The organism is Streptomyces sp. NPDC005863, from assembly GCF_042871345.1.
Classification (GTDB): Bacteria; Actinomycetota; Actinomycetes; order Streptomycetales; family Streptomycetaceae; genus Streptomyces.
This window is the reverse complement of the sequence record NZ_JBIAII010000002.1, coordinates 161,201-182,933: the sequence shown is the minus strand read 5'-3', so window position 1 is coordinate 182,933 and position 21,733 is coordinate 161,201. Positions and strand designations below refer to the sequence as shown.

At 72.1% G+C, this 21,733-nt stretch carries 16 protein-coding genes; 9 read left to right on the top strand and 7 right to left on the bottom strand.

The features are described 5' to 3' along the window. Nucleotides 1-200: 200 nt before the first annotated feature. From ACFYO9_RS07105 to ACFYO9_RS07095, 3 genes are all read left to right on the top strand, one after another. A complete protein-coding gene (locus tag ACFYO9_RS07105) occupies nt 201-1,013 on the top strand; it encodes an SAM-dependent methyltransferase (RefSeq protein WP_358774378.1) in 813 nt (270 codons plus the stop codon). Continuing rightward, nucleotides 1,010-3,145: an EAL domain-containing protein gene (locus ACFYO9_RS07100; RefSeq protein ID WP_355806663.1), complete on the top strand. Its 2,136-nt coding sequence runs from the start codon at nt 1,010-1,012 to the stop codon at nt 3,143-3,145. The genes ACFYO9_RS07105 and ACFYO9_RS07100 overlap by 4 nt, the downstream gene beginning before the upstream one ends. A 72-nt stretch (nt 3,146-3,217) precedes the next feature. Continuing rightward, nucleotides 3,218-3,511: a DUF3303 family protein gene (locus ACFYO9_RS07095; RefSeq protein ID WP_355806665.1), complete on the top strand. Its 294-nt coding sequence runs from the start codon at nt 3,218-3,220 to the stop codon at nt 3,509-3,511. Between the two features lie 22 nt (nt 3,512-3,533). Here ACFYO9_RS07095 and ACFYO9_RS07090 read toward each other — a convergent pair whose 3' ends face one another. Beyond that, nucleotides 3,534-4,409 carry a LysR substrate-binding domain-containing protein gene (locus tag ACFYO9_RS07090; protein ID WP_358774380.1) on the bottom strand — a complete coding sequence of 292 codons (876 nt, stop codon included), beginning with the start codon at nt 4,407-4,409 and terminating at the stop codon, nt 3,534-3,536. A 95-nt stretch (nt 4,410-4,504) separates the two neighbouring features. Between ACFYO9_RS07090 and ACFYO9_RS07085 the strand changes: the two genes are divergently transcribed. The 4 genes from ACFYO9_RS07085 (at nt 4,505) to ACFYO9_RS07070 (ending at nt 9,511) form a co-directional block, all read left to right on the top strand. After that, a complete protein-coding gene (locus ACFYO9_RS07085; protein WP_355806668.1) occupies nt 4,505-5,212 on the top strand; it encodes a succinate dehydrogenase in 708 nt (235 codons plus the stop codon). Between the two features lie 3 nt (nt 5,213-5,215). Continuing rightward, on the top strand, nt 5,216-7,174 hold the full coding sequence (locus ACFYO9_RS07080; protein WP_358774382.1) for a fumarate reductase/succinate dehydrogenase flavoprotein subunit: 1,959 nt from the start codon (nt 5,216-5,218) through the stop codon (nt 7,172-7,174). Continuing rightward, a complete protein-coding gene (locus ACFYO9_RS07075) occupies nt 7,171-7,917 on the top strand; it encodes a succinate dehydrogenase/fumarate reductase iron-sulfur subunit (protein ID WP_358774384.1) in 747 nt (248 codons plus the stop codon). The genes ACFYO9_RS07080 and ACFYO9_RS07075 overlap by 4 nt, the downstream gene beginning before the upstream one ends. Nucleotides 7,918-7,996: 79 nt before the next feature. After that, nucleotides 7,997-9,511: an acyl-CoA synthetase gene (locus ACFYO9_RS07070; RefSeq protein WP_358774386.1), complete on the top strand. Its 1,515-nt coding sequence runs from the start codon at nt 7,997-7,999 to the stop codon at nt 9,509-9,511. Here ACFYO9_RS07070 and ACFYO9_RS07065 read toward each other — a convergent pair whose 3' ends face one another. The 4 genes from ACFYO9_RS07065 to ACFYO9_RS07050 all read right to left on the bottom strand — a co-directional run bounded on the left by ACFYO9_RS07065 (nt 9,512) and on the right by ACFYO9_RS07050 (nt 13,663). Then, nucleotides 9,512-10,528 carry an ABC transporter permease gene (locus ACFYO9_RS07065; protein WP_358774388.1) on the bottom strand — a complete coding sequence of 339 codons (1,017 nt, stop codon included), beginning with the start codon at nt 10,526-10,528 and terminating at the stop codon, nt 9,512-9,514. Continuing rightward, entirely contained in the window at nt 10,525-12,084 is a 1,560-nt protein-coding gene (locus ACFYO9_RS07060; protein WP_358774390.1) for a sugar ABC transporter ATP-binding protein, read from the bottom strand. The genes ACFYO9_RS07065 and ACFYO9_RS07060 overlap by 4 nt, the downstream gene beginning before the upstream one ends. Before the next feature lie 8 nt (nt 12,085-12,092). Then, nucleotides 12,093-13,061, bottom strand: a complete 969-nt coding sequence (locus ACFYO9_RS07055) for a sugar ABC transporter substrate-binding protein (RefSeq protein WP_358774392.1) — start codon at nt 13,059-13,061, stop codon at nt 12,093-12,095. 227 nt (nt 13,062-13,288) lie between these two features. After that, nucleotides 13,289-13,663 (bottom strand): hypothetical protein, encoded by a 375-nt coding sequence (locus tag ACFYO9_RS07050; RefSeq protein WP_358774394.1) that lies wholly within the window; start codon nt 13,661-13,663, stop codon nt 13,289-13,291. Nucleotides 13,664-13,843: 180 nt separating this feature from the next. Here ACFYO9_RS07050 and ACFYO9_RS07045 point away from each other — a divergent pair, with 180 nt between their 5' ends. Next, nucleotides 13,844-17,614 (top strand): BTAD domain-containing putative transcriptional regulator, encoded by a 3,771-nt coding sequence (locus ACFYO9_RS07045; protein WP_388666059.1) that lies wholly within the window; start codon nt 13,844-13,846, stop codon nt 17,612-17,614. A gap of 72 nt (nt 17,615-17,686) precedes the next feature. Here ACFYO9_RS07045 and ACFYO9_RS07040 read toward each other — a convergent pair whose 3' ends face one another. Then, nucleotides 17,687-20,044: an excinuclease ABC subunit UvrA gene (locus ACFYO9_RS07040; protein ID WP_358774397.1), complete on the bottom strand. Its 2,358-nt coding sequence runs from the start codon at nt 20,042-20,044 to the stop codon at nt 17,687-17,689. Between the two features lie 266 nt (nt 20,045-20,310). Between ACFYO9_RS07040 and ACFYO9_RS07035 the strand changes: the two genes are divergently transcribed. Next, on the top strand, nt 20,311-20,628 hold the full coding sequence (locus tag ACFYO9_RS07035) for a hypothetical protein (protein ID WP_355806687.1): 318 nt from the start codon (nt 20,311-20,313) through the stop codon (nt 20,626-20,628). A gap of 37 nt (nt 20,629-20,665) precedes the next feature. On the opposite strand, the gene ACFYO9_RS07030 is transcribed toward ACFYO9_RS07035, so the two are convergent. Beyond that, complete coding sequence (locus ACFYO9_RS07030; protein WP_355806688.1) at nt 20,666-21,691, bottom strand: LLM class flavin-dependent oxidoreductase; 1,026 nt, start codon at nt 21,689-21,691, stop codon at nt 20,666-20,668. Nucleotides 21,692-21,733 lie beyond the last annotated feature (42 nt).

Below are 21,733 nucleotides of genomic sequence, written 5' to 3'. Positions count from 1 at the left end.
CGGACAGACCGGCCCGTCTCCTCCCATATCACAGGGAGGGGGCGGGCCGGTCCGATGTGTGGCGCACGGCACTTGCCAACGGCAGTGACCGAGAACGGACGGCCAATTTCCGTTTTGACTCGCCCCCTTGGCGGACGATCAGTAGCCTCACCCTCGAACATCGGAACGCCTGCGCCACCCCCCTACGCCTTGGAGTCTTGATGGAGCGTCCCGCCTGGGCACCGCTCGGCATCGACATCTCGATGCCCAGCGTGTCCCGCATCTACGACTATTACCTGGGCGGTTCGCACAACTTCGAGGTGGACCGGGAGGCCGCCCGCAAGGCCATGGAGTTCATGCCGGGGCTGCCGAAGGTCATGCAGGCCAACCGGGCCTTCATGCGGCGGGCGGTGCGGCACGCCGTCGGTCGGGGCGTCACCCAGTTCCTCGACATCGGTTCCGGCATCCCGACCTTCGGCAACGTGCACGAGGTGGCGCAGCAGGCGAGCCCCGAGGCCCGCGTCGTATACGTGGACCACGACCCGGTCGCCGTGGCGCACGGCCAGGCGGTCCTGGAGGGCACCGAGCGGACCGCGGCCATCGCCGGCGACCTGCGCAAGCCCCGGGACATTCTGGGCAGTTCGGAGGTGGCCGAGGTCCTCGACCTGGACCGCCCGGTCGCGGTGCTCCTCGTCGCCGTCCTGCACTTCCTTGAGGACGCGTACGATCCTCGTGCGGCGGTCGCCGAGCTCCGGGATGCGACGGCGCCCGGCAGCCTCCTGGTCGTCAGCCACGCCTCGTACGAAGGGATCCCCGTTCCCCCCGAGCAGGCCGGCCGGACGGTCGGTGTATACAAGGACATCCGCAATCCACTGATCATGCGCTCGCGCGACGAGATCGCGCGGTTCTTCGAGGGATACGACATGGTGGAACCCGGCCTGGTGCCGATGCCGCACTGGCGGCCCGACACGGCCCCGGAGGAGGAGGATCCCTACTCCTTCTCGGGATTCGCGGGCGTGGGACGGAAGCGTTGAGCGGCGAGCAGGACGGACCGGAGGGGAGAATCCGCAGGTTCGCCACCATCTGGAGCCGTGCGATCTTCCCCGTGACGGCCACCTCGCTCACCCGTCCCGAGTTCGAACAGCAACTCGTGCCGCTCGCACGGCGGTTGTGCGACGCGCTGCGCGCGCGGGTCTTCGACGCGGCGGAGAGCCAGGCCGTCGGCGCCGCGCTCATCGGTACGCACTGCACCGACCCCGAGGCGCTCAGCCGCACGCTCGACTGCGTCGACGCCTACCTCGTCCTGTACTGCGGCGGCGACGGCCCGCGCGAGGAGCTGCGGGCCCGCTCCGCGCGCATCCAGCACGCCATGGCCGCCGGGTTCGCCCAGGCGCTGCGCGAGCGCACCCTCGTCGAGCAGGAGGCGATCTCGCGGGCCGCCCTGAGCGCGCGCAGCGCCGTCGCCGAGGCCCTGCACGCCAGCGAGGCCCGGTTCCGCGCCGTCTTCCACGGCGCCGCGATCGGCATCGGCATCGCCGACCTCGACGGCACGGTCCTGGAGGTCAACGACGCGCTGATCCGCATGTTCGGCGGACTTGAGCACCAGCTGCGCGGACGCAACGTGGGGGAGTGGACGCACCCCGACGACTCGCCGCACGTCTGGAAGCTCTACGAGGAGCTGGTCCGCGGCGAGCGCGAGCACTACCGGGTGGAGAAGGCCTTCTACCGCCCCGACGGCACCGTCCTGTGGACCAACCTCACCGTCTCCCTGCTGCGCGACGCGGACGGCATGCCGCAGTACCAGCTGGCGCTGATGGAGGACACCACCGAGCGCCGGCTGCTCAACCTCCGCCTGCGGTACGAGGCCACGCACGACGCGCTCACCGGCCTGCCCAACCGCACCCTGTTCTTCGAGCGCCTGGAGAAGGCCCTCTCGGCGAGCGGCAGCGGCCGGTTCGGGCTGTGCTACCTCGACCTCGACGGCTTCAAGACCGTCAACGACAGCCTCGGCCACGCGGCGGGCGACCGGCTGCTCGTCGAGGTCGCCGACCGGCTGCAGTCCTGCGCGACGGCCCCCGGCGAGATGGTGGCCCGGCTCGGCGGCGACGAGTTCGTGGCGCTCACCACGGGCCCCGACACCGAGACCGAGGTGGACGAGCTCGCCGGCCGCATCATGAACGTGCTCGCCACCCCGATCCGCGTCGACGGCCGCGAGCTGACCGTGCGCGGCAGCATCGGCATCGTGGAGGGTCCGTCCGGCGAGCGCGGCGCGGCGGAGGTCCTGCGCAGCGCCGACATCACGATGTACCGCGCCAAGTCCGCGGGCGGCAACCGCTACGAACTCGCCGATCCCGAGGCCGACGCCCGCGCCATCACCCGGCACGGTCTGACCACCGCGCTGCCCGCGGCCCTGGAGCGCGGCGAGTTCTTCATCGAGTACCAGCCGCTCGTGCACCTGGGCGACGGCAGCGTGCGCGGCGCGGAGGCGCTGGTGCGCTGGCTGCACCCGCAGCACGGCATCATCGGCCCGGACCGCTTCATCCCGCTCGCCGAGCACACCGGCCTCATCGTGCCGCTCGGCCGCTGGGTCCTGGAGGAGTCGGTGCGCCAGGCGCGGCGCTGGGAGGCCCGGCACAGCGACGCCGGGCCGCTGCGGGTCAACGTCAACCTCTCGCCCATGCAGCTCACCCACCCGGGCCTGGTCTCCGACACGGTCGACATCCTGGAGCGCGAGGGCCTGGAGCCGGGCGCGCTCTGCCTGGAGGTCACCGAGTCCGCGCTGATAGGGGCCGACGACGACCTGCTCAAGCCGTTGCGCAGGCTCGCCGAGATGGGCGTGGACATCGCGCTCGACGACTTCGGCACCGGCTACTCCAACCTCGCCAACCTGCGGCGGCTGCCGGTGAGCGTGCTCAAGCTGGACCGCTCGTTCACCCAGGGCATGCAGCACTTCCCCGCCGACCCGGTCGACCTGAAGATCGTCGAGGGGATCGTGGCGCTCGCCCACAGCCTCGACCTCGCGGTCACCGTCGAGGGCGTCGAGACGGGCGCCCAGGCGGACCAGCTGCGGGAGCTGGGCTGCGACACGGCGCAGGGCTGGTACTACGCGCGGCCCGGCCCGCCGGACCAGCTGCACGAACTGGCTCTCGCGGACGCGATCAGCTGACCCGGACGCCGCCTCGTCTGAGGTGCGGTGCGGGGCGGACGGCGGGACTCTGGAAGGGAGGAAGTGAGTCCCATGAGGGTCATGTTGAGAGCACGTCTGGACACCCAGGCCGCGAACGAGGCGATCAAGAGCGGAGCCCTGCCGAAGATGGTGGGCGCGCTGACGGAGCGGTTGCACCCGGAGGCGGCCTACTTCGGGCCGGGCGACGGCGGGCGCTGCTGCACCTTCGTCTTCGACATGCAGGACACGTCGGAGCTGCCGTCCATCACCGAGCCGCTCTTCGGCGAGGTCGGCGCGGAGATAGAGATCTACCCGGTGATGAACGCGGAGGACCTGCGCAAAGGCCTGGCGGCGCTGGAGCGCTGAGGCCGAAGCCGTCCCGGGCGCGTCAGCGCGCCAGCAGCATCCGCTGGAGTTCCCGTGCCGCCCGCGGCGGCGCCACGTCGCTGCGGTGGGCGAGCGCGATCGTGCGGTGCAGGCTCGGCCTGGCCAGCGGCGTCATCCGCAGGTCGGGCCCCGCGCGCTCCGCGACCATGCGCGGCACGACCGCGACGCCGAGGCCGGCCCGCACGAAGCCGAGCACCGCGTCCATCTCGCCGCCCTCCACCGCGAACTCCGGCTCGAACCCCTCGGCGCGGCACGCGGTGACGGTGAGCTCCCGCAGGTCGTAGCCGTGCCGGAACATCACGAGCCGCTCGCCCTGCAGGTCCGCGATCCGTACCGAGCGGCCGTGGCTCCGTGACTCCGGCGACGACACCACGACCAGGTCCTCGCGCAGCAGCTCGACCGTGGTGAGCGCCGGCGAGGGGGTGGGCAGCGGGAGGACCACCAGGGCCAGATCGAGGGCGCCGCGCGCGAGTTCCCGTACGAGATCGTGCGAGCCGCCCTCCTCGATGAGGAGCTGGATGCCCGGGTGCCGGTCGTGGAACGCGCGCAGGACCTCGGGCAGCAGGCCCGTGCACACGCTCGGGGTCGCGCCGAGCCGGATCCGGCCGCGGCGCAGCTGCGCCAGCTCCTGCACCTCGATCCGCGCCGTGTCGGCGTCGGCGAGGATCCGGCGGGCCAGCGGAAGCAGCGCCTCGCCCGCGTCGGTCAGCGCGATGTTGCCGCGCGCCCGGCTGAAGAGCTCCGCACCCAGCTCCTTCTCCAGGGCCCTGATCTGCTGGGAGAGCGAGGGCTGGGAGACATGCACCTGCTCCGCGGCGCGGGTGAAGTGCCGCGCCTCGGCGACCGCCACGAAGTAGTGCAGCTGCTGGAATTGCATACGGCAACGATACGTCGGTCCATAGGCTCGGGCTATCGAGATGAGCCGAACCATCTCTTGGACCGATCGGGACCTTCGGCCGTAGCGTCTGTGACATGGCTCTGGCAACGCGGACGGACAAACGGCCGTCCATGACCCGCACGCTGTGGGACTCCACCATCGGCAAGAAGACGGTGATGGCGGTGAGCGGCTTGATCATGCTGCTCTACCTCTTCGTGCACATGATCGGGAACCTGAAGATCTTCTTCGGCCCGGCGGAGATCAACCACTACGCACACTGGCTCCGCACGGTCGGCGAGCCCTTCATGCACTACGAGTGGACGCTCTGGCTGATCCGCGTGGTGCTCGTCGCCGCGGTCGTCGCGCACGCCGTCTCCGCGTACCAGCTGAGCCGCCGCGACATCAGGGCGCGCCCCACCAAGTACGTCCACAAGAGGCGCGAGGCGAGCTTCGCCACCCGCACCATGCGCTGGGGCGGCGTCATCATCGCGCTGTTCATCGTCTGGCACATCCTCGACCTGACGACCGGCACCGTGCATCCCGGCTCCTACCAGCACCTGCACCCGTACCAGAACATCATCGACACCTTCTCGACCTGGTACGGCAACGTCATCTACATCGTCGCCGTGGTCGCCGTCGGCTTCCACGTGCGGCACGGGCTGTGGAGCGCCGCGCAGACCCTGGGCGTCGGCACCGCCACTCGCGACCGCGTCCTCAAGCCCTTCGCCAACGGCTTCGCCGTGGTGCTGACCCTCGGCTTCGTCTCCGTACCCGTGGCCGTCATGACCGGACTGGTGAGCTGACCCATGAACCACTCCAGTGAGTACTCCGCGTACGCGACGGGCGAGCCGCTCGCCGACGCCAAGGCGCCCTCCGGGCCGATCGCCGAGCGCTGGGACACCCGGCGCTTCCAGGCGAAGCTGGTCAACCCCGCCAACCGCCGCAAGCACACCGTGATCGTCGTCGGCACCGGTCTGGCAGGCGGTTCCGCCGGCGCCACGCTCGCCGAACAGGGCTACCACGTCGTGCAGTTCTGCTACCAGGACTCGCCGCGCCGCGCCCACTCCATCGCCGCGCAGGGCGGCATCAACGCCGCGAAGAACTACCGCAACGACGGCGACTCGGTCCACCGGCTCTTCTACGACACCGTCAAGGGCGGCGACTTCCGCGCCCGCGAGTCCAACGTGCACCGGCTCGCGCAGATCTCCGTCGAGATCATCGACCAGTGCGTGGCGCAGGGCGTGCCGTTCGCCCGCGAGTACGGCGGTCTCCTCGACACCCGCTCCTTCGGCGGCGTCCAGGTGTCCCGCACCTTCTACGCGCGCGGCCAGACCGGACAGCAGCTGCTGCTCGGCGCCTACCAGGCGCTCAGCCGGCAGATCGCCGCGGGGAACGTGGAGATGCACCCCCGCACCGAGATGCTCGACGTGATCGTCGTCGACGGGCGGGCGCGCGGCATCGTCGCCCGCGACCTCATCACCGGCAGGATCGACACGTACTTCGCGGACGCCGTGGTCCTCGCCTCCGGTGGCTACGGCAACGTCTTCTACCTGTCGACCAACGCCATGAACTCCAACGCCACCGCGGTCTGGCGGGCCCACCGGCGCGGCGCCTACTTCGCCAACCCCTGCTTCACCCAGATCCACCCCACCTGCATCCCGCGCACCGGCGACCACCAGTCCAAGCTGACGCTGATGAGCGAGTCGCTGCGCAACGACGGCCGCATCTGGGTGCCCAAGGCCAAGGGCGACGACCGCCCGGCGAACCGGATCCCCGAGGACGAACGCGACTACTACCTGGAGCGCATCTACCCCTCCTTCGGCAACCTCGTGCCCCGCGACATCGCATCGCGCGCCGCCAAGAACGTGTGCGACGAGGGCAGGGGAGTGGGCCCCGGCGGCCAGGGCGTCTACCTCGACTTCGCCGACGCCATCCAGCGGATGGGCAGGAAGAAGGTCGAGGAGAAGTACGGCAACCTCTTCGACATGTACGAGCGGATCACCGCGGAGAACCCGTACGAGGTGCCGATGCGGATCTACCCCGCCGTGCACTACACGATGGGCGGGCTCTGGGTCGACTACGACCTGCAGACCACCGTGCCCGGCCTCTTCGCGGTCGGCGAGGCCAACTTCTCCGACCACGGCGCCAACCGGCTCGGCGCGAGCGCGCTCATGCAGGGCCTCGCCGACGGCTACTTCGTGCTGCCGTCCACCATCAACGACTACCTCGCCCGCCACCCGCACCAGGAAGAGGTCGGCGCCGAGCACCCCGTCGTCCAGGAGGTGCTGGCCGAGACCGAGGACCGCCTCAACCTCCTCCTGTCCGTCGACGGCGACCGCACCCCCGACTCCTTCCACCGCGAACTCGGCGAGGTCATGTGGGAGTTCTGCGGCATGGCCCGCACCGAATCCGGTCTGCGCAAGGCGCTGGAGCGCATCCCGCAGATCCGCGAGGAGTTCTGGCGCCGCATCAAGGTCCCCGGCACCGGCGAGGAGTTCAACCAGTCCCTGGAGAAGGCGAACCGCATCGTCGACTACCTCGAACTCGCCGAGCTGATGTGCCTCGACGCCCTGCACCGCGCCGAGTCCTGCGGCGGCCACTTCCGCGAGGAGTCCCAGACGCCCGACGGCGAGGCGGCCCGCGACGACGAGGCGTTCTCCTACGCCGCCGCCTGGGAGTTCACCGACACCGGCGCCGCCCCCGTCCTGCACAAGGAAGACCTCGTCTTCGAGTACGTCCACCCCACTCAGCGGAGCTACGCATGAAGCTCACCCTGCGCGTCTGGCGCCAGAAGAACGCAGACGCCGACGGCGCGATGTCCACGTACGAAGTGGACGGCATCTCCACCGACATGTCGTTCCTGGAAATGCTCGACACCCTCAACGAAGAGCTCATCGTCAAGGGCGAGGACCCCGTCGCCTTCGACCACGACTGCCGCGAGGGCATCTGCGGCGCCTGCTCGCTCGTCATCAACGGCGACGCGCACGGCCCCGAGCGCACCACCACCTGCCAGCTCCACATGCGGTCCTTCCAGGACGGCGACACCATCGACATCGAGCCGTGGCGCGCCGCGGCCTTCCCGGTCGTCAAGGATCTGGTCGTCGACCGCTCCGCCTTCGACCGGATCATCCAGTCCGGCGGCTACATCAGCGCGCCCACCGGCTCCGCGCCCGAAGCGCACGCCGCCCCCGTGCCCAAGCCGGACGCCGACTTCGCCTTCGAGCACGCCGAGTGCATCGGCTGCGGGGCGTGCGTGGCGGCCTGCCCCAACGGGTCGGCGATGCTGTTCACCTCCGCCAAGGTCAACCACCTCAACGTGCTGCCGCAGGGCGCCCCCGAGCGGGAGACCCGCGTCCTGGACATGGTCGCGCAGATGGACGAGGAGGGGTTCGGCGGGTGCACGCTGACCGGTGAGTGTGCGACCGCCTGCCCGAAGGGCATTCCGCTGCCGTCCATCTCGGCGATGAACAAGGAGTGGCTGCGGGCCACCCGGAAGGTCAGCCGGTAGTCCCCGATGCCGGGCGCGGGTTGTTTGTGGCCGGTCGCGCGGTTCCCCGTGCCCCTCTCGGGCGCGTACCTTCGCCCGCATGTATCCGGGAGCGTACGACCCCGCCAGGACGGCCGTCGTCACCGCCGACGGCACACGGACCCTCAGCTACGGACAGCTCGAAGAGCGCTCCCTGCGGCTCGCGGACCATCTGCGGGCCGCGGGGCTGCGCCGGGGCGACCACATCGCCCTGCTCTGCGACAACGACCCGCGCGCCATCGAGGTCTACTGGGCCACCATGCGCTCGGGGCTCTACCTCACCGCCGTCAACCACCACTTGCGGGCCGACGACGCCGCCCACATCGCGCGGGACTGCGGGGCCGTCGTCCTGATCCACTCCGGCACGCTCGTCGAACTCGCCACGGAGGTACGGGAGTTGGCGGGCGGACCGGCCCTCGTGCTGGACCTCGACGACGGCACGTACGAGAAGGCCCTCGCGGACGCCTCCGCCGTACCGCCGGACCGGCAGCCGCTCGGCGCCGACATGCTCTACTCCTCGGGCACCACCGGCCGCCCCAAGGGGGTCAGGACGGTGCTGCCCGACGGTGACGTGCGCGACCAGCCGACGACGTACACCGTCGTCTTCCAGACCATGTACGGCTTCGGCGAGGACACCGTCTACCTCAGTCCCGCGCCGATCTACCACGCGGCGCCCCTGCGGTTCTGCGGCGTCGTGACCGCGCTCGGCGGCACGGTCGTCCTGATGGACACCTTCGACGCCGAGGCGGCCCTCGCGGCCGTCGAGCGGCACCGGGTGACGCACAGTCAGTGGGTGCCGACCATGTTCGTCCGCCTGCTGAAGCTGCCCGCCCGGGTGCGGGAGCGTTACGACCTGTCGTCCCTGCGGATCGCCATCCACGCCGCCGCGCCCTGCCCCGTCGAGGTCAAGCGGCGGATGATGCAGTGGTGGGGGCCGGTCCTGTACGAGTACTACTCCTCGACGGAGGGCAACGGCATCACCTTCATCTCGCCCGAGGAGTGGCTGCGCAAGCCCGGTTCGGTCGGCCGCGACGGCTTCCTCGGGACCCTGCGGATCTGCGCCGAGGACGGCCGCGTCCTGCCGCCGGGCGAGACCGGGACGGTCTACTTCGAGCGCGACGAGCGGCCCTTCCGGTACCACGGGGACGACGACCGCACCCGGGAGGCCCAGCACCCCGACCACCCGAACTGGACGACCACCGGCGACATCGGCCACGTCGACGAGGACGGCTACCTCTTCCTCACCGACCGCAAGGCCTTCATGATCATCTCGGGTGGCGTGAACGTCTATCCGCAGGAGGCGGAGGACGTGCTCGTGCTGCACCCGGCCGTCGCCGACGTGGCGGTCGTGGGCGTGCCGGACGCCGAGATGGGCGAGTCGGTCAAGGCCGTCGTCCAGGTCGAGCCGGGGGTCGTCCCCGGGCCCGAACTGGCCAGGGAACTCGTCGACTTCGCCCGGGAGCGGCTCGCGCACTACAAGGCGCCGCGCACCGTCGACTTCGCCGAGCGGCTGCCGCGCACCCCGACCGGAAAGCTGGCGAAGGCGCGGCTGCGGGAGTCCTACCGGCGGGGGTGATCAGCCGAGCCGCGAGGCGAGCCGGTCGCGGTAGTGGTCCACCACCACCGCGACCATGATCACGCCGCCGGTGATCATCTGGCGCTGGAAGTCCGACACCCCCATCAGCAGCAGCCCGTTGGTGAGCACGCCGAGCAGACAGGCGCCGAGCAGAGTGCCGATCATGGAGCCCTTGCCGCCGGAGAGCGAGGCCCCGCCGATGACGACGGCCGCGATCGCGCTCAGTTCGTAGCCGCCGCCCAGGATCGGCGAGGCGATGTTCAGCCGTGCCATGTAGGTGATCGCGGCGATCCCGACACAGCACCCCGCGATGACGAAGACCGCCACTTTCACCACCGAGGTGCGGTGCCCGGAGAGCCGTACGGCCTCCTCGTTGGAGCCGATCGCGAAGACCAGCCGCCCGAACACCGTCCGGCTGAGCACCAGATGGCCGGCCGCGACCATCAGGAGCGCGATCCAGAAGAGCGCGGGGATCCCCAGGAGCGTCGAGGTGCCGAAGCGGCTGAAGCCCTGCGGGAAGTCGTACTGCGTCTTCGCGTCGGTGTAGTCGAGCGCGGCGCCGCGGGCGATGTTGAGCATCCCCAGCGTGACGATGAACGACGGGACGCGCCAGCGCTCGGAGACGAAGCCGTTGACCAGACCGCACGCCATGCCGACGGCGACGGAGGCCAGGACGGCGAGGGTCACCGCGGCGCCCGTCGAGAGGCCCTTGTCCGTGAGGACGTCGCCCGCCACCACCGCAGAGAGCGCCATGACCGAGCCGACCGACAGATCGATCCCGCCGACCAGGATGACGAACGTCAGGCCCACCGCGAGCATCGTGTTCAGGGTGATCTCGGTGGCGATGTTCGTGAAGTTGCCCGTGGTGGCGAACTTCGGCGCCGCCAGCGCGAAGACGGCCACGAGGGCGAGCAGCGCCACGCCGGTGCCGGCCTCGCCCATCGCCTGACGGGTGAGGGAGCCGACCGTGGAGCGGTCTTCGAGGGGGCGCGGGGGGCGTGGGGGAGCGGAGGTCATGAGCGGGCACCCTTCGTCGTGCCGATGCTCCGTGTCCCGTTCGTGTATCCGGAGTACGCCAACTCCAGGACGTACGAGCTGTCGAAGCCGGCGCGGGCCACCTCGCCCGCCACCCGGCCGCGGGAGAAGACGAGGAGCCGGTCGCAGATGCCGAGCAGCTCCGGCAGGTCGGAGGAGACGACCAGGAGGGCCTTGCCGTCCGCCGCGAGGTCGACGAGCCGCTGGTGGATCTCGTAGCGTGCGCCGACGTCGATGCCGCGCGTCGGTTCGTCCACCACCAGGACGTCGGTGCCCGCGAGCAGCCACCGGCCGAGCACGACCTTCTGCTGATTGCCGCCCGACAGCGTACGGACGACCGTGCGCACCCCGGGAGCCCGCACCCGCAGCCGCTCGACCACCTCTCGTGCGACCCGGTCCTCCACGCGGCGCCGGAGCAGTCCGCCGCGCGAGACCCGGCCGGTCGCGGCGAGCGTGAGGTTCGCCGACACGGGCAGGTCCAGGACGAGCCCCTGACCCTTGCGGTCCTCCGTCAGCAGGCTGATCCCGTGGCGCACGGCGTCGCGCGGGCCGCGGATCCGCACCGGCCTGCCCTTGACCAGGATCCGCCCGCCCACCGCACGGTCGGCGCCGAACAGCGCCCGCACCATCTCCGTGCGCCCCGAGCCCACCAGGCCCGCCACGCCCATCACTTCGCCGGCGTGCAGCGCGAAGGAGACCGGCGAGCCGCCGCGCGGCGTCAGATCCTGGGCGCGCAGCAGCTCGGGCCCCGGCGTGCGCGGCACGTACGGCGGATACTCGCGCTCCATGTCGCGGCCGACCATCAGGCGGATCACCTCGGCGGCGGCGGTGCCGGCGACGTCCTGGGTCACCACGTGCCGGCCGTTGCGGAACACCGTCATGCGGTCGGCGAGTTCGAAGATCTCCTCCAGGTGGTGGGAGATGTACAGGACGGCGGTGCCGCGTGCCGTGAGGGAGCGCAGGAGCGTGAAGAGGCGCTCGGTCTCCCTCGGGGTGAGCGTCGCCGTCGGCTCGTCCATGACCAGCACCCGGCACTCCTGGTGCAGCGTGCGGGCGATCTCCAGGAGCTGCATCTGCGCGATGCCGAGACGTTCCACCTTGGTCTGCGGCCGTACGTCCAGGCCGACTTCGGCGAGCAGCTCGCGGGCGTCGCGGTGCAGGGCGCGCCGGTCCACGAAGCCGTGCCGGCGCGGGAGTCGCCGCAGGAAGAGGTTCTCGGCGACGGACAGCTGCGGCACCAGGTGGAACTCCTGGTGCACGACCTGTACGCCCGCCCGCATGGCCGACGCCACGTCGCCGGGCGCGTAGGGGGCGCCGCCCAGCCGCATCGTGCCCCCGTCCGATTGCTGCGTCCCCGCGAGGATCTTCACCAGGGTCGACTTGCCCGCGCCGTTCTCGCCGACGAGGGCGTGCACCTCACCGGGGACCAGATCCAGCCGGACGCGATGGAGGGCGACCACGCCGGGGAACGCCTTCGAGACGTCCGCGACCTCCAGGACGGGCCCGGCACCCGGCTGCCGCGCCGGCCCGTCCGTCACCGCGCCCGTCACCGGAGGTCGTCGGCGGTGACGACCTTCACGTCGGTCTTCACCCAGCCCGCGGGCTCGTCGCCCGCGATGGCCTTCATCGCCTGGTCGATGCCGTCGGCGGCCTGCTTCGCCGCGTACTGGTCGACCGTCGCGACGACGCGGCCCTTCTTCACGTACGGACGGATGGCCTCGATGTTGTCGAACGACGCGATCTTCACCGACGTCTTCTTCTTCGCTTCGACGGCCTTGAGGGCGCCCAGCGCCATCGAGTCGTTGGAGGCGAGCACCCCCTTGATGTCCGGGTGCGCGGTGAGCATGTTGCCGAGCACGTTGTACGCCTCGTCGGTCTCCCAGTGCGCGGTCTTGGCGGAGACCACCTTCAGGCCGCCGGCCTCGGCCGCCGCGCGGAACCCGGCCGCGCGCTGCCGTGCGTTGTCGGCGCCGGGACTGCCCTCCAGGAGTGCGACCTCGGCCCCCTTGCCGAGCTTTTCGGCGAGGGCCTCCCCGGAGAGCCGGGCGCCGCGCTCGTTGTCTGGGCCCACGAAGGGGACCTTCATGCCGGAGGCCTGCAACGCGCCCGCGTCGAGCCGCACATCGATGTTGATGACCTTAAGACCGCGCTTCTCTGCGCGTTTGAGGGGCGCCACCAAGGCGCGTGAGTCGGTGGGGGCGATGACGAGGGCGTCCGCGGATTCGGTGACGCAGCGGTTGATCGCCGCGACCTGGCCGTCGATGTCCGTCTCGTTCTGGATTCCGCTGGACTTCAGGTCGAGGTCACCGCGCTCCCTCGCATGCGCCTTCGCGCCCCTCTCCATGGTCTGGAAGTACTCGTTGCCCATGGACTTCATGACCAGGCACACGGTGGGGCGGCCGCCGTCGGCCGCGTCGGACGCCGCGTCGTCGCCTTCCTGGCCGCAGCCGGTGAGAACGGCCGCCGCGGTGAGGACCCCGACGACGGGGAGGAGGATGGTGCGCTGCTTCGTCACGTCAGTGCCTTCCAGGGTGGAGATGGCCGCGGTTTCCGGGGGTGGGGGGCGGCCAGTTGCCGAAGCCGTTCGGTGCGGGGGTGCGGCGCCCCCCCCGAGTTTCGGGTTCGGGTCGGCGGGTCGGAGCACCGCCCACGGAGTCCCCGCGCCCCGTGGGCGGTGCCGGGCGCGGGCCGGCCGCCCCCCCCCTTGCGATGGCCGGCCCTTTCCCTGCCCCTCGCGGTGGTCTAGATGTGAGCCCGGTACAGGTAGCCCTTCGCGGGATAAATCGTCTTGACCCAGTAGGTGCCCTTGGAGCTGACGCAGGTGTAGTTGTAGCGGACGGCCTTGCCCTTCGAGACCATCGCCCTGATGGCCGCGTGCTTCGACATTCCCTTGCGTATGGGTGCCTTGCGCTTGGTGTGCGTGTAGTGCGTTCCGACGTAGTCACAGCGGAAACCGGCCGCGTCGGCAGCCCGCTCCGGGAGCACCGTTTGGTTGCGCTCCGGTAGCGTCGTCTGGTTGCGCTCCGTTTGTGCCGTCTGGTTGCGATCCGCCAGCGCGTTGCCGGTCGACAGCGTGAGCATCCCGATCGTGAGCGCACCCGCGGCGACGCAGCGCACCGTGCTTCCCCCGTACCTCATATGACGTCCCTTCTGGACCAGTTCCCGTCGGGCTCGGTACCGGTGCGCCGTTCTTGTCCGGCACACCTCTGCCCCGTGGCTCACCAGTGTGATCAGATCGGTTGGACGTTCCGCTGGGAGAAGCACTGGAAGATCGACTGCGAAGGGGGAGGTGCCCACATGACGGGCAGTGAGGAACCTCTGCGCTTCGCCCTGTTGGGGTCCGTCCGGGCCTGGCGCGGAGAGCGGGAGCTGCGTTTGGGGGGTCCGAGACAGCGGTCCGTTCTCGCCGTTCTGCTGCTGCGGGCGGGCCGGGCCGTCCCCCGGGGGCAGCTGGTCCGGGCGGTGTGGGGCGAGCCCGCGCCGCGGTACTGCGTCAACCAGCTTCAGAAGTACGTCTCCGCGCTGCGCCGCGTGCTGGAGCCCGAACGGGCGGCCAGGGCGCCCGCCGGAATCCTCAACTGGTCCGATTCCGGGTACGTGTTGGACGTAGGGCCTGAGGCCACCGACCTCGCCGCCTTCGAGCGCGCCGTGGCCGGGGGCCGGGCCGCGCGCTCCGGAGGCGATACGGAGCGGGCCGCCGCGGAGTTCGCCGCGGCCCTCGACCTCTGGCAGGGTCCGGTGCTCGCCAACGTGTCGAGCGGCGATCTGGACGCGGAGCGTGCGCGGCTGGAGGAGGTGCGGGCGGCCGTTCTGGAGGAGCGGATCGGGGCCGACCTCGATCTGGGCCGCCACCGGCGGGTGGTACCCGAACTGACGCGTCTGACAGCCGACTTCCCGCTCCGGGAGCGCCTCGCCGCCCTGCTGATGCTCGCCCTGCACCGGTCCGGCCGCCCCGATGACGCCCTGAACGCCTACCAGCGGCTCAGGCGCGACCTGCGGGAGGAGATCGGCGCGGACCCCGGTGGGGAGGTACGGGACCTGCAGGCACGCATCCTGGCGGGCGAGGTCGGCTCGGTGCCGTTCCTGCGGTCGACCGGGCCCACCACCGCGTGCGCGGCGGACGCGACAGTGGTGACCGACACGACAGCGGGGACCGACACGGCAGACGTAACCGAGACCGCAGAGGTGACCGGCACCGCAGAGGTGACCGGCACCGCAGCCGTGACCGGCACCGCAGCCGTGACCGGCACCGCCCACGTGGACCAAGAGCCGGCGCCCGGTCGCCGCATCCGCGAGTGCCGGCAACTCCCCATGGACATACCCCACTTCGTCGGCCGGACGGACCCTTTGCGCGCGCTGCGGGAGCTGGTGGGCGACCGGGGGACGGCCGCCGACCCCGGCGACGCGGGCGTACTCATAGCCGTCATCGAGGGCATGGCGGGAGCCGGCAAGACGCGCCTCGCCCTGCACGCCGCCCACCGCCTGGTGGCCGCGGGCCACTTCACGGACGTACAGCTGTGGGCCGATCTGCTGGGGCTCTCGTCCGATCGCGGACCGGCCGAACCGGCGGACGTGCTGGAGGACTTCCTGCGGCTGCTCGGCGTCCCGGCCCACCTCGTCCCGGAGCGGACGGAGGCACGGGCGGCGCTCTACCGCGACCGGCTCGCGGGCCGCCGTGTGCTGCTGGTGCTCGACGACGCGGCCGACGCTGAGCAGGTGCGGCATCTGCTGCCGGGCTCCTCGTCCGCCCTGGTGCTGGTCACGAGTCGGCGCGCGCTCACGGCGGTGGACGCCGCGCACACCGTCCGGCTGGGCCCGCTCCCGCCGGACGAGGCCGTCGCGCTGTTCCGGCACGCCGCGGGCCCGGACCGCGCCGGGGCCGGCCCGGCGCCCGGAAGGGTGGCCGCGCTGTGCGGGCACCTCCCGCTCGCGGTGGCGCTGGCCGGCCGCCGTCTGCGCGCCCGGCCCTCCTGGTCCGCGGCCGACCTGGCCGACCGGCTCGCGGACGGGGCGGGCAGGCTGCACCGGCTCGCCGGCGGGCAGGAGGCCGTGGCCGCCGCCTTCGGCCTCTCCTACCGGCAACTGCCCGACGACCTCCGGCGCGCCTTCCGGCTCCTCGCCCTGCACCCCGGTGAGGACTGCACACCGGCGTCCGCCGCCGCACTGCTCGACACCGACCCCGACACGGCCGAGGACGCCCTGGAGGCGCTGCTCGACGAGCACCTGCTGGAACAGCGCAGCCGTGACCGCTACCGCCACCACGCCCTGCTGCGGCTCTACGCCCTTGAGCGGACCCGCGCCGAGGACGCCGACGAGCAGCGCACGGCGGCCGTGCTGCGCCTCGTCCACTGGTACCGCGACCGCGCGGAGGCCGCCCGGCTCACGCTGGAACCCGGCCACCGGCACCGACTGCGGCGCGCCGCGGCGAACACGGGCCGCGGCGCCGCGCGGCACATGCCCCGGGGAACCGGGCAGGCCCCCGCGGACCCCGGCACGGAGCTGCGGTGGCTGGAGGGCGAGCGCGCCAACCTCCTGGCCGTCAGCCGGGCGGCCGCCGAGCACGGCTGGCACGAGGACACCTGGCGGCTCGCCGCGGCCGCCCACTCCTTCCTGGGGCTGCACTCCTTCGGTTCGGACAGCCTCGCCGGTCTGCGGCTGGGGCTCGCGGCGGCCCGGCACGCCGGTGACCGCGCCCAACAGGGCCACCTCATGTGCGACCTCGGGCACGTGTACGACGCGGTCGGCCGGCACCGCGAGGCGGAGGTGCAGCACAGCCGGGCGCTCGGGCACTTCGAGGAGCTCGGCGACGTGCGCGGGGCGGCGGAGGCGCTGAACGGCCTCGGGCACAGCTCCGGGGCGCGCGGCCGCTACCGGGAGAGCCGGCGGTGGCACGGCATGGCCCTGGTCAGATTCCGGGAGGCGGGCGACCGGTACGGCGAGGCGCGGGCGACGGCGGGCCTCGGCATGGCCGACTGGTTCGTGCGCGGCCACGACGAGTCGGCGGCCCACCACCGGCAGGCACTCGCACTGCTCCAAGAGACCGGCGACAGACGCACGTTCGCGCGCGAACTGGTCAACGTGGGCCTGGCGCACTGGTTCTACGGCGAGTACGCCGAGTGCGCCCGCCGGCACCGCCGCGCGCTCACCCTGTTCGAGGAGGACCAGGACCGACGGGGCCAGGCCTGCGCCCACCACGGACTCGGCCTCGCCGCCTGGCACCTGGGGGACCTGGAAGGAGCCCTCGGGCACCACCGGTTCGCGCTCTCCGTCTTCCGCGACCTCAGCGACCGGCGCGGCGAGGCCCTGACGGTGCAGCGCCTCGGGTACATCCACTGGATGGCGGGCCGCTACGAGGAGGGCGAGCGGGAGCTGCGCCGCTCGCTCGACCTGTGCGCGCGCACCGAGAACCGCAACACCGAGGCCTGGGCGCTCACTTCACTGGGCTTCCTCTGCCAGAGACTGCGGCGCCACCGTGACGCCGAAGGCCTGCTCCGTGAGGCGCTGGGCCTCGCCAGGGGGCTCGGGGACCGCCACGTGGAGTCGAGCGCGCTGCTCGGCATCGCCCTGGTGCAGCTGGAGACGGGCGCGCTGACCGCCTGCGACGAGACGGCACGGCAGACCCTCGCGCTGGCCCAGGAGATCGGCAATCCGCACGGTCAGGCGTGGGCGATGATCGCGCTCGGACTCGCGCACTGCTATGCGGGAGCCCATCAGGAAGGCACCGAGTGGCACCGCAGGGCGGCCGACCTCGCCCACCGGCTCGGCGAACCCCACACCGAGTCCATGGCCCTCAACGGCATCGGCCACGGATTCACCCACCTGGCCCGCCACGAGGAGGCCGAACGGCACCTGCGCGCCGCGCTCGGGCTGCGGCTGCGCGTCCGGGACCGGCACGGCGAGGCCGAGACCCGCACCGATCTGGCGGCCCTGCTGGACGCCGTACAGCGCCCGGAGGAGGCCCGCGACGAGGCGGAGCGTGCGCGGTCGATCTATGCGCGGATCCTCCCGCCGGGCACCGTCGCGCCACCGCTTCCCCTCCTCGCGGGGCGTGGCCCGGAACCTCGGTGACGAGCCGCCCCAGAGCACGTCGGCCGGTCGCGTCCCCGGGAGGGCACCGCTCAGCATCCGCGAGGGCGCCGCTCAGCCCCGGCTGTCCGCCTCGCCCCGTGCGCGGGCCAGATACGGTGCGGTGCGGCTGCCCTCGGCGTGTGCCACGTCGGCCGGGGTGCCGGCCGCCACGACCCGGCCGCCGCGGTCGCCGCCGCCCGGGCCCAGGTCGACGACCCAGTCCGCGCCCGCCACCACCGCCATGTCGTGCTCGACGACGACCACGGAGTTGCCGCCGTCGACCAGTTCGTGCAGGCGCCCGGTGAGCACCTCGACGTCGGCCGGGTGCAGGCCGGTCGTCGGCTCGTCGAGCAGATAGAGCGTGTGTCCCCGCCTGACCCGCTGCAACTCACTGGCCAGCTTGATGCGTTGGGCCTCACCACCCGACAGCTCGGTGGCCGGCTGGCCGAGCCGCAGATAGCCGAGGCCGACGTCGAGGAGCGTGCGCAGGCTGCGTACGACCGGCGGGGTGTCGGCGAAGAACTCCGCGGCCGCCTCGACGGTCAGGTCGAGCACCTCCGCGATGTTCCGCCCCCGGTACGTCACTTCGAGCGTCTCGGGGTTGTAGCGGGCGCCCGCGCAGTCCGGGCAGGGCGCGTAGGTGCTGGGCAGGAAGAGCAGCTCGACGCTGACGAAGCCCTCGCCCTGGCAGGTCTCGCAGCGACCGCCCGACACGTTGAAGGAGAAGCGGCCCACGCCGTAGCCGCGCTCCTTGGCCGTGTCCGTGGCGGCGAACACCTTGCGCACGACGTCGAAGAGGCCGGTGTAGGTGGCCAGGTTGGAGCGCGGGGTGCGGCCGATCGGCTTCTGGTCGACGCAGACCAGCCGGTCCACGCCCGCGAGTTCCTCGGTGATCTCGCCGACGAGCGTGGACTTCCCCGAGCCGGAGACGCCCGTGACGGCGGTGAAGGCGCCGAGCGGGATCTCCGCCGTTACCGCGCGCAGGTTGTGCCGGGTGACCGGGCCGACCTTCAACCACCCCTTGGGGGCACGCACTTCACGTACTGGTGAGGCGTTCCGGCCGAACAGGAAACGAGCCGTCTCCGAATCGCGGACGCCCTCGACCTCCGCCACCGGGCCGCTGTGCAGCACCCGTCCGCCGTGCTCGCCGGCCTGCGGGCCGACGTCGACGAGCCAGTCCGCGTGGCGCATGACGTCGAGGTGGTGTTCCACGACGAAGACGGAGTTGCCGCTTGCCTTGAGCCGGTCGAGGACCGTCAACAGGGCTTCCGTGTCGGCCGGGTGGAGCCCCGCGGACGGCTCGTCCAGGACGTACACCACCCCGAAGAGCCCCGAGCGCAGCTGGGTCGCGAGGCGCAGCCGCTGCAGTTCGCCCGCCGACAGGGTGGGCGTCGCGCGGTCCGGGCTGAGGTAGCCGAGGCCGAGCTCGGTGACGGTCGCGATGCGGGCGAGCAGGTCCTCGGTCAGCACGCGGGCCGTCTCCGAGGTGTCCGCGGCGCTCGCGAGGGCGTCGGCGAGGTCGGACAGCGGCAGCGAGGCGAGCTCGGCGATCGTACGGCCGGCGAACGTGACCGCCATCGCCTCCGGACGCAGCCTGCTCCCGCCGCACGCCGGGCACGGCTCACTCGCCAGGAACCGCTCGGCCTTGGCGCGCAGCGTCTGGCTCTTGGAGTCCGCGAAGGTCTTCATCACATAGCGGCGGGCGCTCATGTAGGTGCCCTGGTAGGGGCGGTGGATCCGGCCGGCCTCGCGCACCGGGTGCACGGTCACCACCGGCTGCTCGTCCGTGAACAGGATCCAGTCCCGGTCCCGCTGCGCCAGTTCGCGCCACGGCCGGTCCACGTCGTACCCGAGGGCGTCCAGGACGTCGCGCAGGTTCTTGCCCTGCCAGGCGCCGGGCCAGGCGGCGATGGCGCCGTCGCGGATGGAGAGGGAAGGGTCGGGCACGAGGAGCTCTTCCGTCGTGCGGTGGACCCGGCCCAGGCCGTGGCACTCGGGGCAGGCGCCGACCGCCGTGTTCGACGAGAAGGCGTCCGAATCGAGCCGTTCCGCACCGGCCGGGTAGCTGCCCGCGCGGGAGAAGAGCATCCGCAGGGAGTTGGAGAGCGTGGTGACGGTGCCGACGGAGGAGCGGGAGGTCGGCGCCGAGCGGCGCTGCTGGAGCGAGACGGCGGGCGGCAGGCCGGTGATCTCGCCGACCTTCGGCGCGCCCACCTGGTGGATCAGCCGCCGGGCGTACGGCGCGACGGACTCGAAGTAGCGGCGTTGCGCCTCGGCGTAGATGGTCCCGAAGGCGAGCGAGGACTTTCCCGAACCGGAGACACCGGTGAAGACGGCGAGCACGTCGCGCGGGATGTCCACGTCGACGCCTTGGAGATTGTGCTCCCGGGCGCCCCGGACACGTACGAACGGATCGTGGGGGCTGTGCATGGAGGGCTCCGTACGCGGCTCGGGGACACCCACGATACAACGCCCCCGCCCTTCGCCCACGGCTCTCACCTGCGCTTTCCCGGTACGGGACGCACGGCCCCCGCAGGAGCCGGCCGGGGACCTGCGGCTGAGACCGCTTACCCGCGGGTAGGGGTCTTTTGCCCCCTACCCGCCGCTCGGCGCGGCTCTTACGTTGAAGGAACAGGCGTGAGCGGCGTCACCTTCGGGCCCGCCCCACCGTCCCCTTCCGAAAGGCCCCACAGCGCATGACCGTGCACCCGACCCACCCCAGCCCCGACCAGGCCGCCGCGCTGGAGACCGAGCTGAAGGAGCACGGCGTGCTCTACACCGTGCAGCAGCGGCCGACGCTGGAGTACGCGGCGCAGGACCCCGAGGGCCGCGTCTGGATCATCCGTGCCGTCAAGGAGACGAACTCGATCATCGCGCCGCCCTCCCGGATCTGGCGTGCCGCCTGCGACGACCTGCGCGTCAGCACGCCGGTGACGGGCCCGTCCGGGGTGGTCCGCGCCATAGCGTCGGCGGTCGGCCGCCGCCCGCCGACCGAGGCGTCGACACCGGCGTGACCTGCCCGCGGCCGCGGTTCCACCGCGATGCGGTCCATCAGCTCCTGTCAGGCCCCCCACCCGGCGTCAGCCCCGCCAACCGCGCCAGGCGGCGGAACGAGTCCAGCAGGCCGGCGCGGTCGTACGTGCTGGTCGTGACCAGGACCTCCTGCGCGCCGCTCTCCTTCAGCACCGCCTCAAGCTCGTCGGCGACCCGCTCCTCCGTGCCGTACAGCTGGCCCCGCAGCCCCGCCTCGTAGAAACCGCGCTCCTTCTCCGTCATGGTCAGCGACGCCACGCGCTCGGCCGGCGCGAGCGGGGGGAACGTCCCGCGCGTGCGGGAGTACGCCATCGACCAGGCCTCCGGCAGGAGCAGCCGCCGGGCCGCCTCCTCCGTCCCGGCCACCGCCACGTTGCCCGAGATCACGACGTACGGCTCGGCCAGCCAGGGGGAGGGGCGGAAGGCCGCGCGGTACTGGTCGATGCCGTGCAACATCTTCTCGCGGGACCGCAGGTCGCCGATGACCATGGGCAGGCCCGCCTCGGCCGCGATCGTCGCGCCCTCACCCATGGCGAGCACGTACGGCGGCACGGTCAGGCCCTCGGCGGGCCGGGCCCGCACGCCCGTGCCCGACGTGCCGCGGAACCAGGCGAGCAGGTCGGCGAGCCGGGCCGCGAAGTCCTCGGCGTCGTGCTTGTCGCGGCCCAGCGCCTTGCGCACCCCGTCCGTGAAGCCGACGGAACGGCCGAGGCCCATGTCGATCCGGCCGGGGAACAGCGATTCGAGCACCCCGAACTGCTCCGCCACGACCAGCGACTGATGGTTCGGCAGCATCACGCCGCCGGTGCCCACCCGGATGGTGCGGGTGGCCGCCGCCACGGCCGCCGCGAGGACCGTGGGCGCCGACCCCGCGACCCCGGGGACGCCGTGATGCTCCGAGACCCAGAAGCGGTGGTAGCCGAGCGCCTCGACGTCCCGCGCCAGCCGCACGGTGTCGCGCAGCGCCTCGGGCCCGTCGTGCCCCTCACGGGTGCGCGACCGGTCGAGGACGGAGAACCGGGTTTGTGCGATCACTGAGCTCACACGGACTTCAACACCGCCGCGCCGTCATGATTCCCTGTCGGT

Bases quoted from the DNA above. Each gene is read 5' to 3' on its own strand.
- ACFYO9_RS07105 (WP_358774378.1), top strand. From the start codon at position 201: ATGGAGCGTCCCGCCTGGGCACCGCTCGGCATCGACATCTCGATGCCC.
- ACFYO9_RS07095 (WP_355806665.1), top strand. From the start codon at position 3,218: ATGAGGGTCATGTTGAGAGCACGTCTGGACACCCAGGCCGCGAACGAG.
- ACFYO9_RS07090 (WP_358774380.1), bottom strand. From the start codon at position 4,409: ATGCAATTCCAGCAGCTGCACTACTTCGTGGCGGTCGCCGAGGCGCGG.
- ACFYO9_RS07085 (WP_355806668.1), top strand. From the start codon at position 4,505: ATGGCTCTGGCAACGCGGACGGACAAACGGCCGTCCATGACCCGCACG.
- ACFYO9_RS07080 (WP_358774382.1), top strand. From the start codon at position 5,216: ATGAACCACTCCAGTGAGTACTCCGCGTACGCGACGGGCGAGCCGCTC.
- ACFYO9_RS07075 (WP_358774384.1), top strand. From the start codon at position 7,171: ATGAAGCTCACCCTGCGCGTCTGGCGCCAGAAGAACGCAGACGCCGAC.
- ACFYO9_RS07070 (WP_358774386.1), top strand. From the start codon at position 7,997: ATGTATCCGGGAGCGTACGACCCCGCCAGGACGGCCGTCGTCACCGCC.
- ACFYO9_RS07065 (WP_358774388.1), bottom strand. From the start codon at position 10,528: ATGACCTCCGCTCCCCCACGCCCCCCGCGCCCCCTCGAAGACCGCTCC.
- ACFYO9_RS07045 (WP_388666059.1), top strand. From the start codon at position 13,844: ATGACGGGCAGTGAGGAACCTCTGCGCTTCGCCCTGTTGGGGTCCGTC.
- ACFYO9_RS07040 (WP_358774397.1), bottom strand. From the start codon at position 20,044: ATGCACAGCCCCCACGATCCGTTCGTACGTGTCCGGGGCGCCCGGGAG.
- ACFYO9_RS07035 (WP_355806687.1), top strand. From the start codon at position 20,311: ATGACCGTGCACCCGACCCACCCCAGCCCCGACCAGGCCGCCGCGCTG.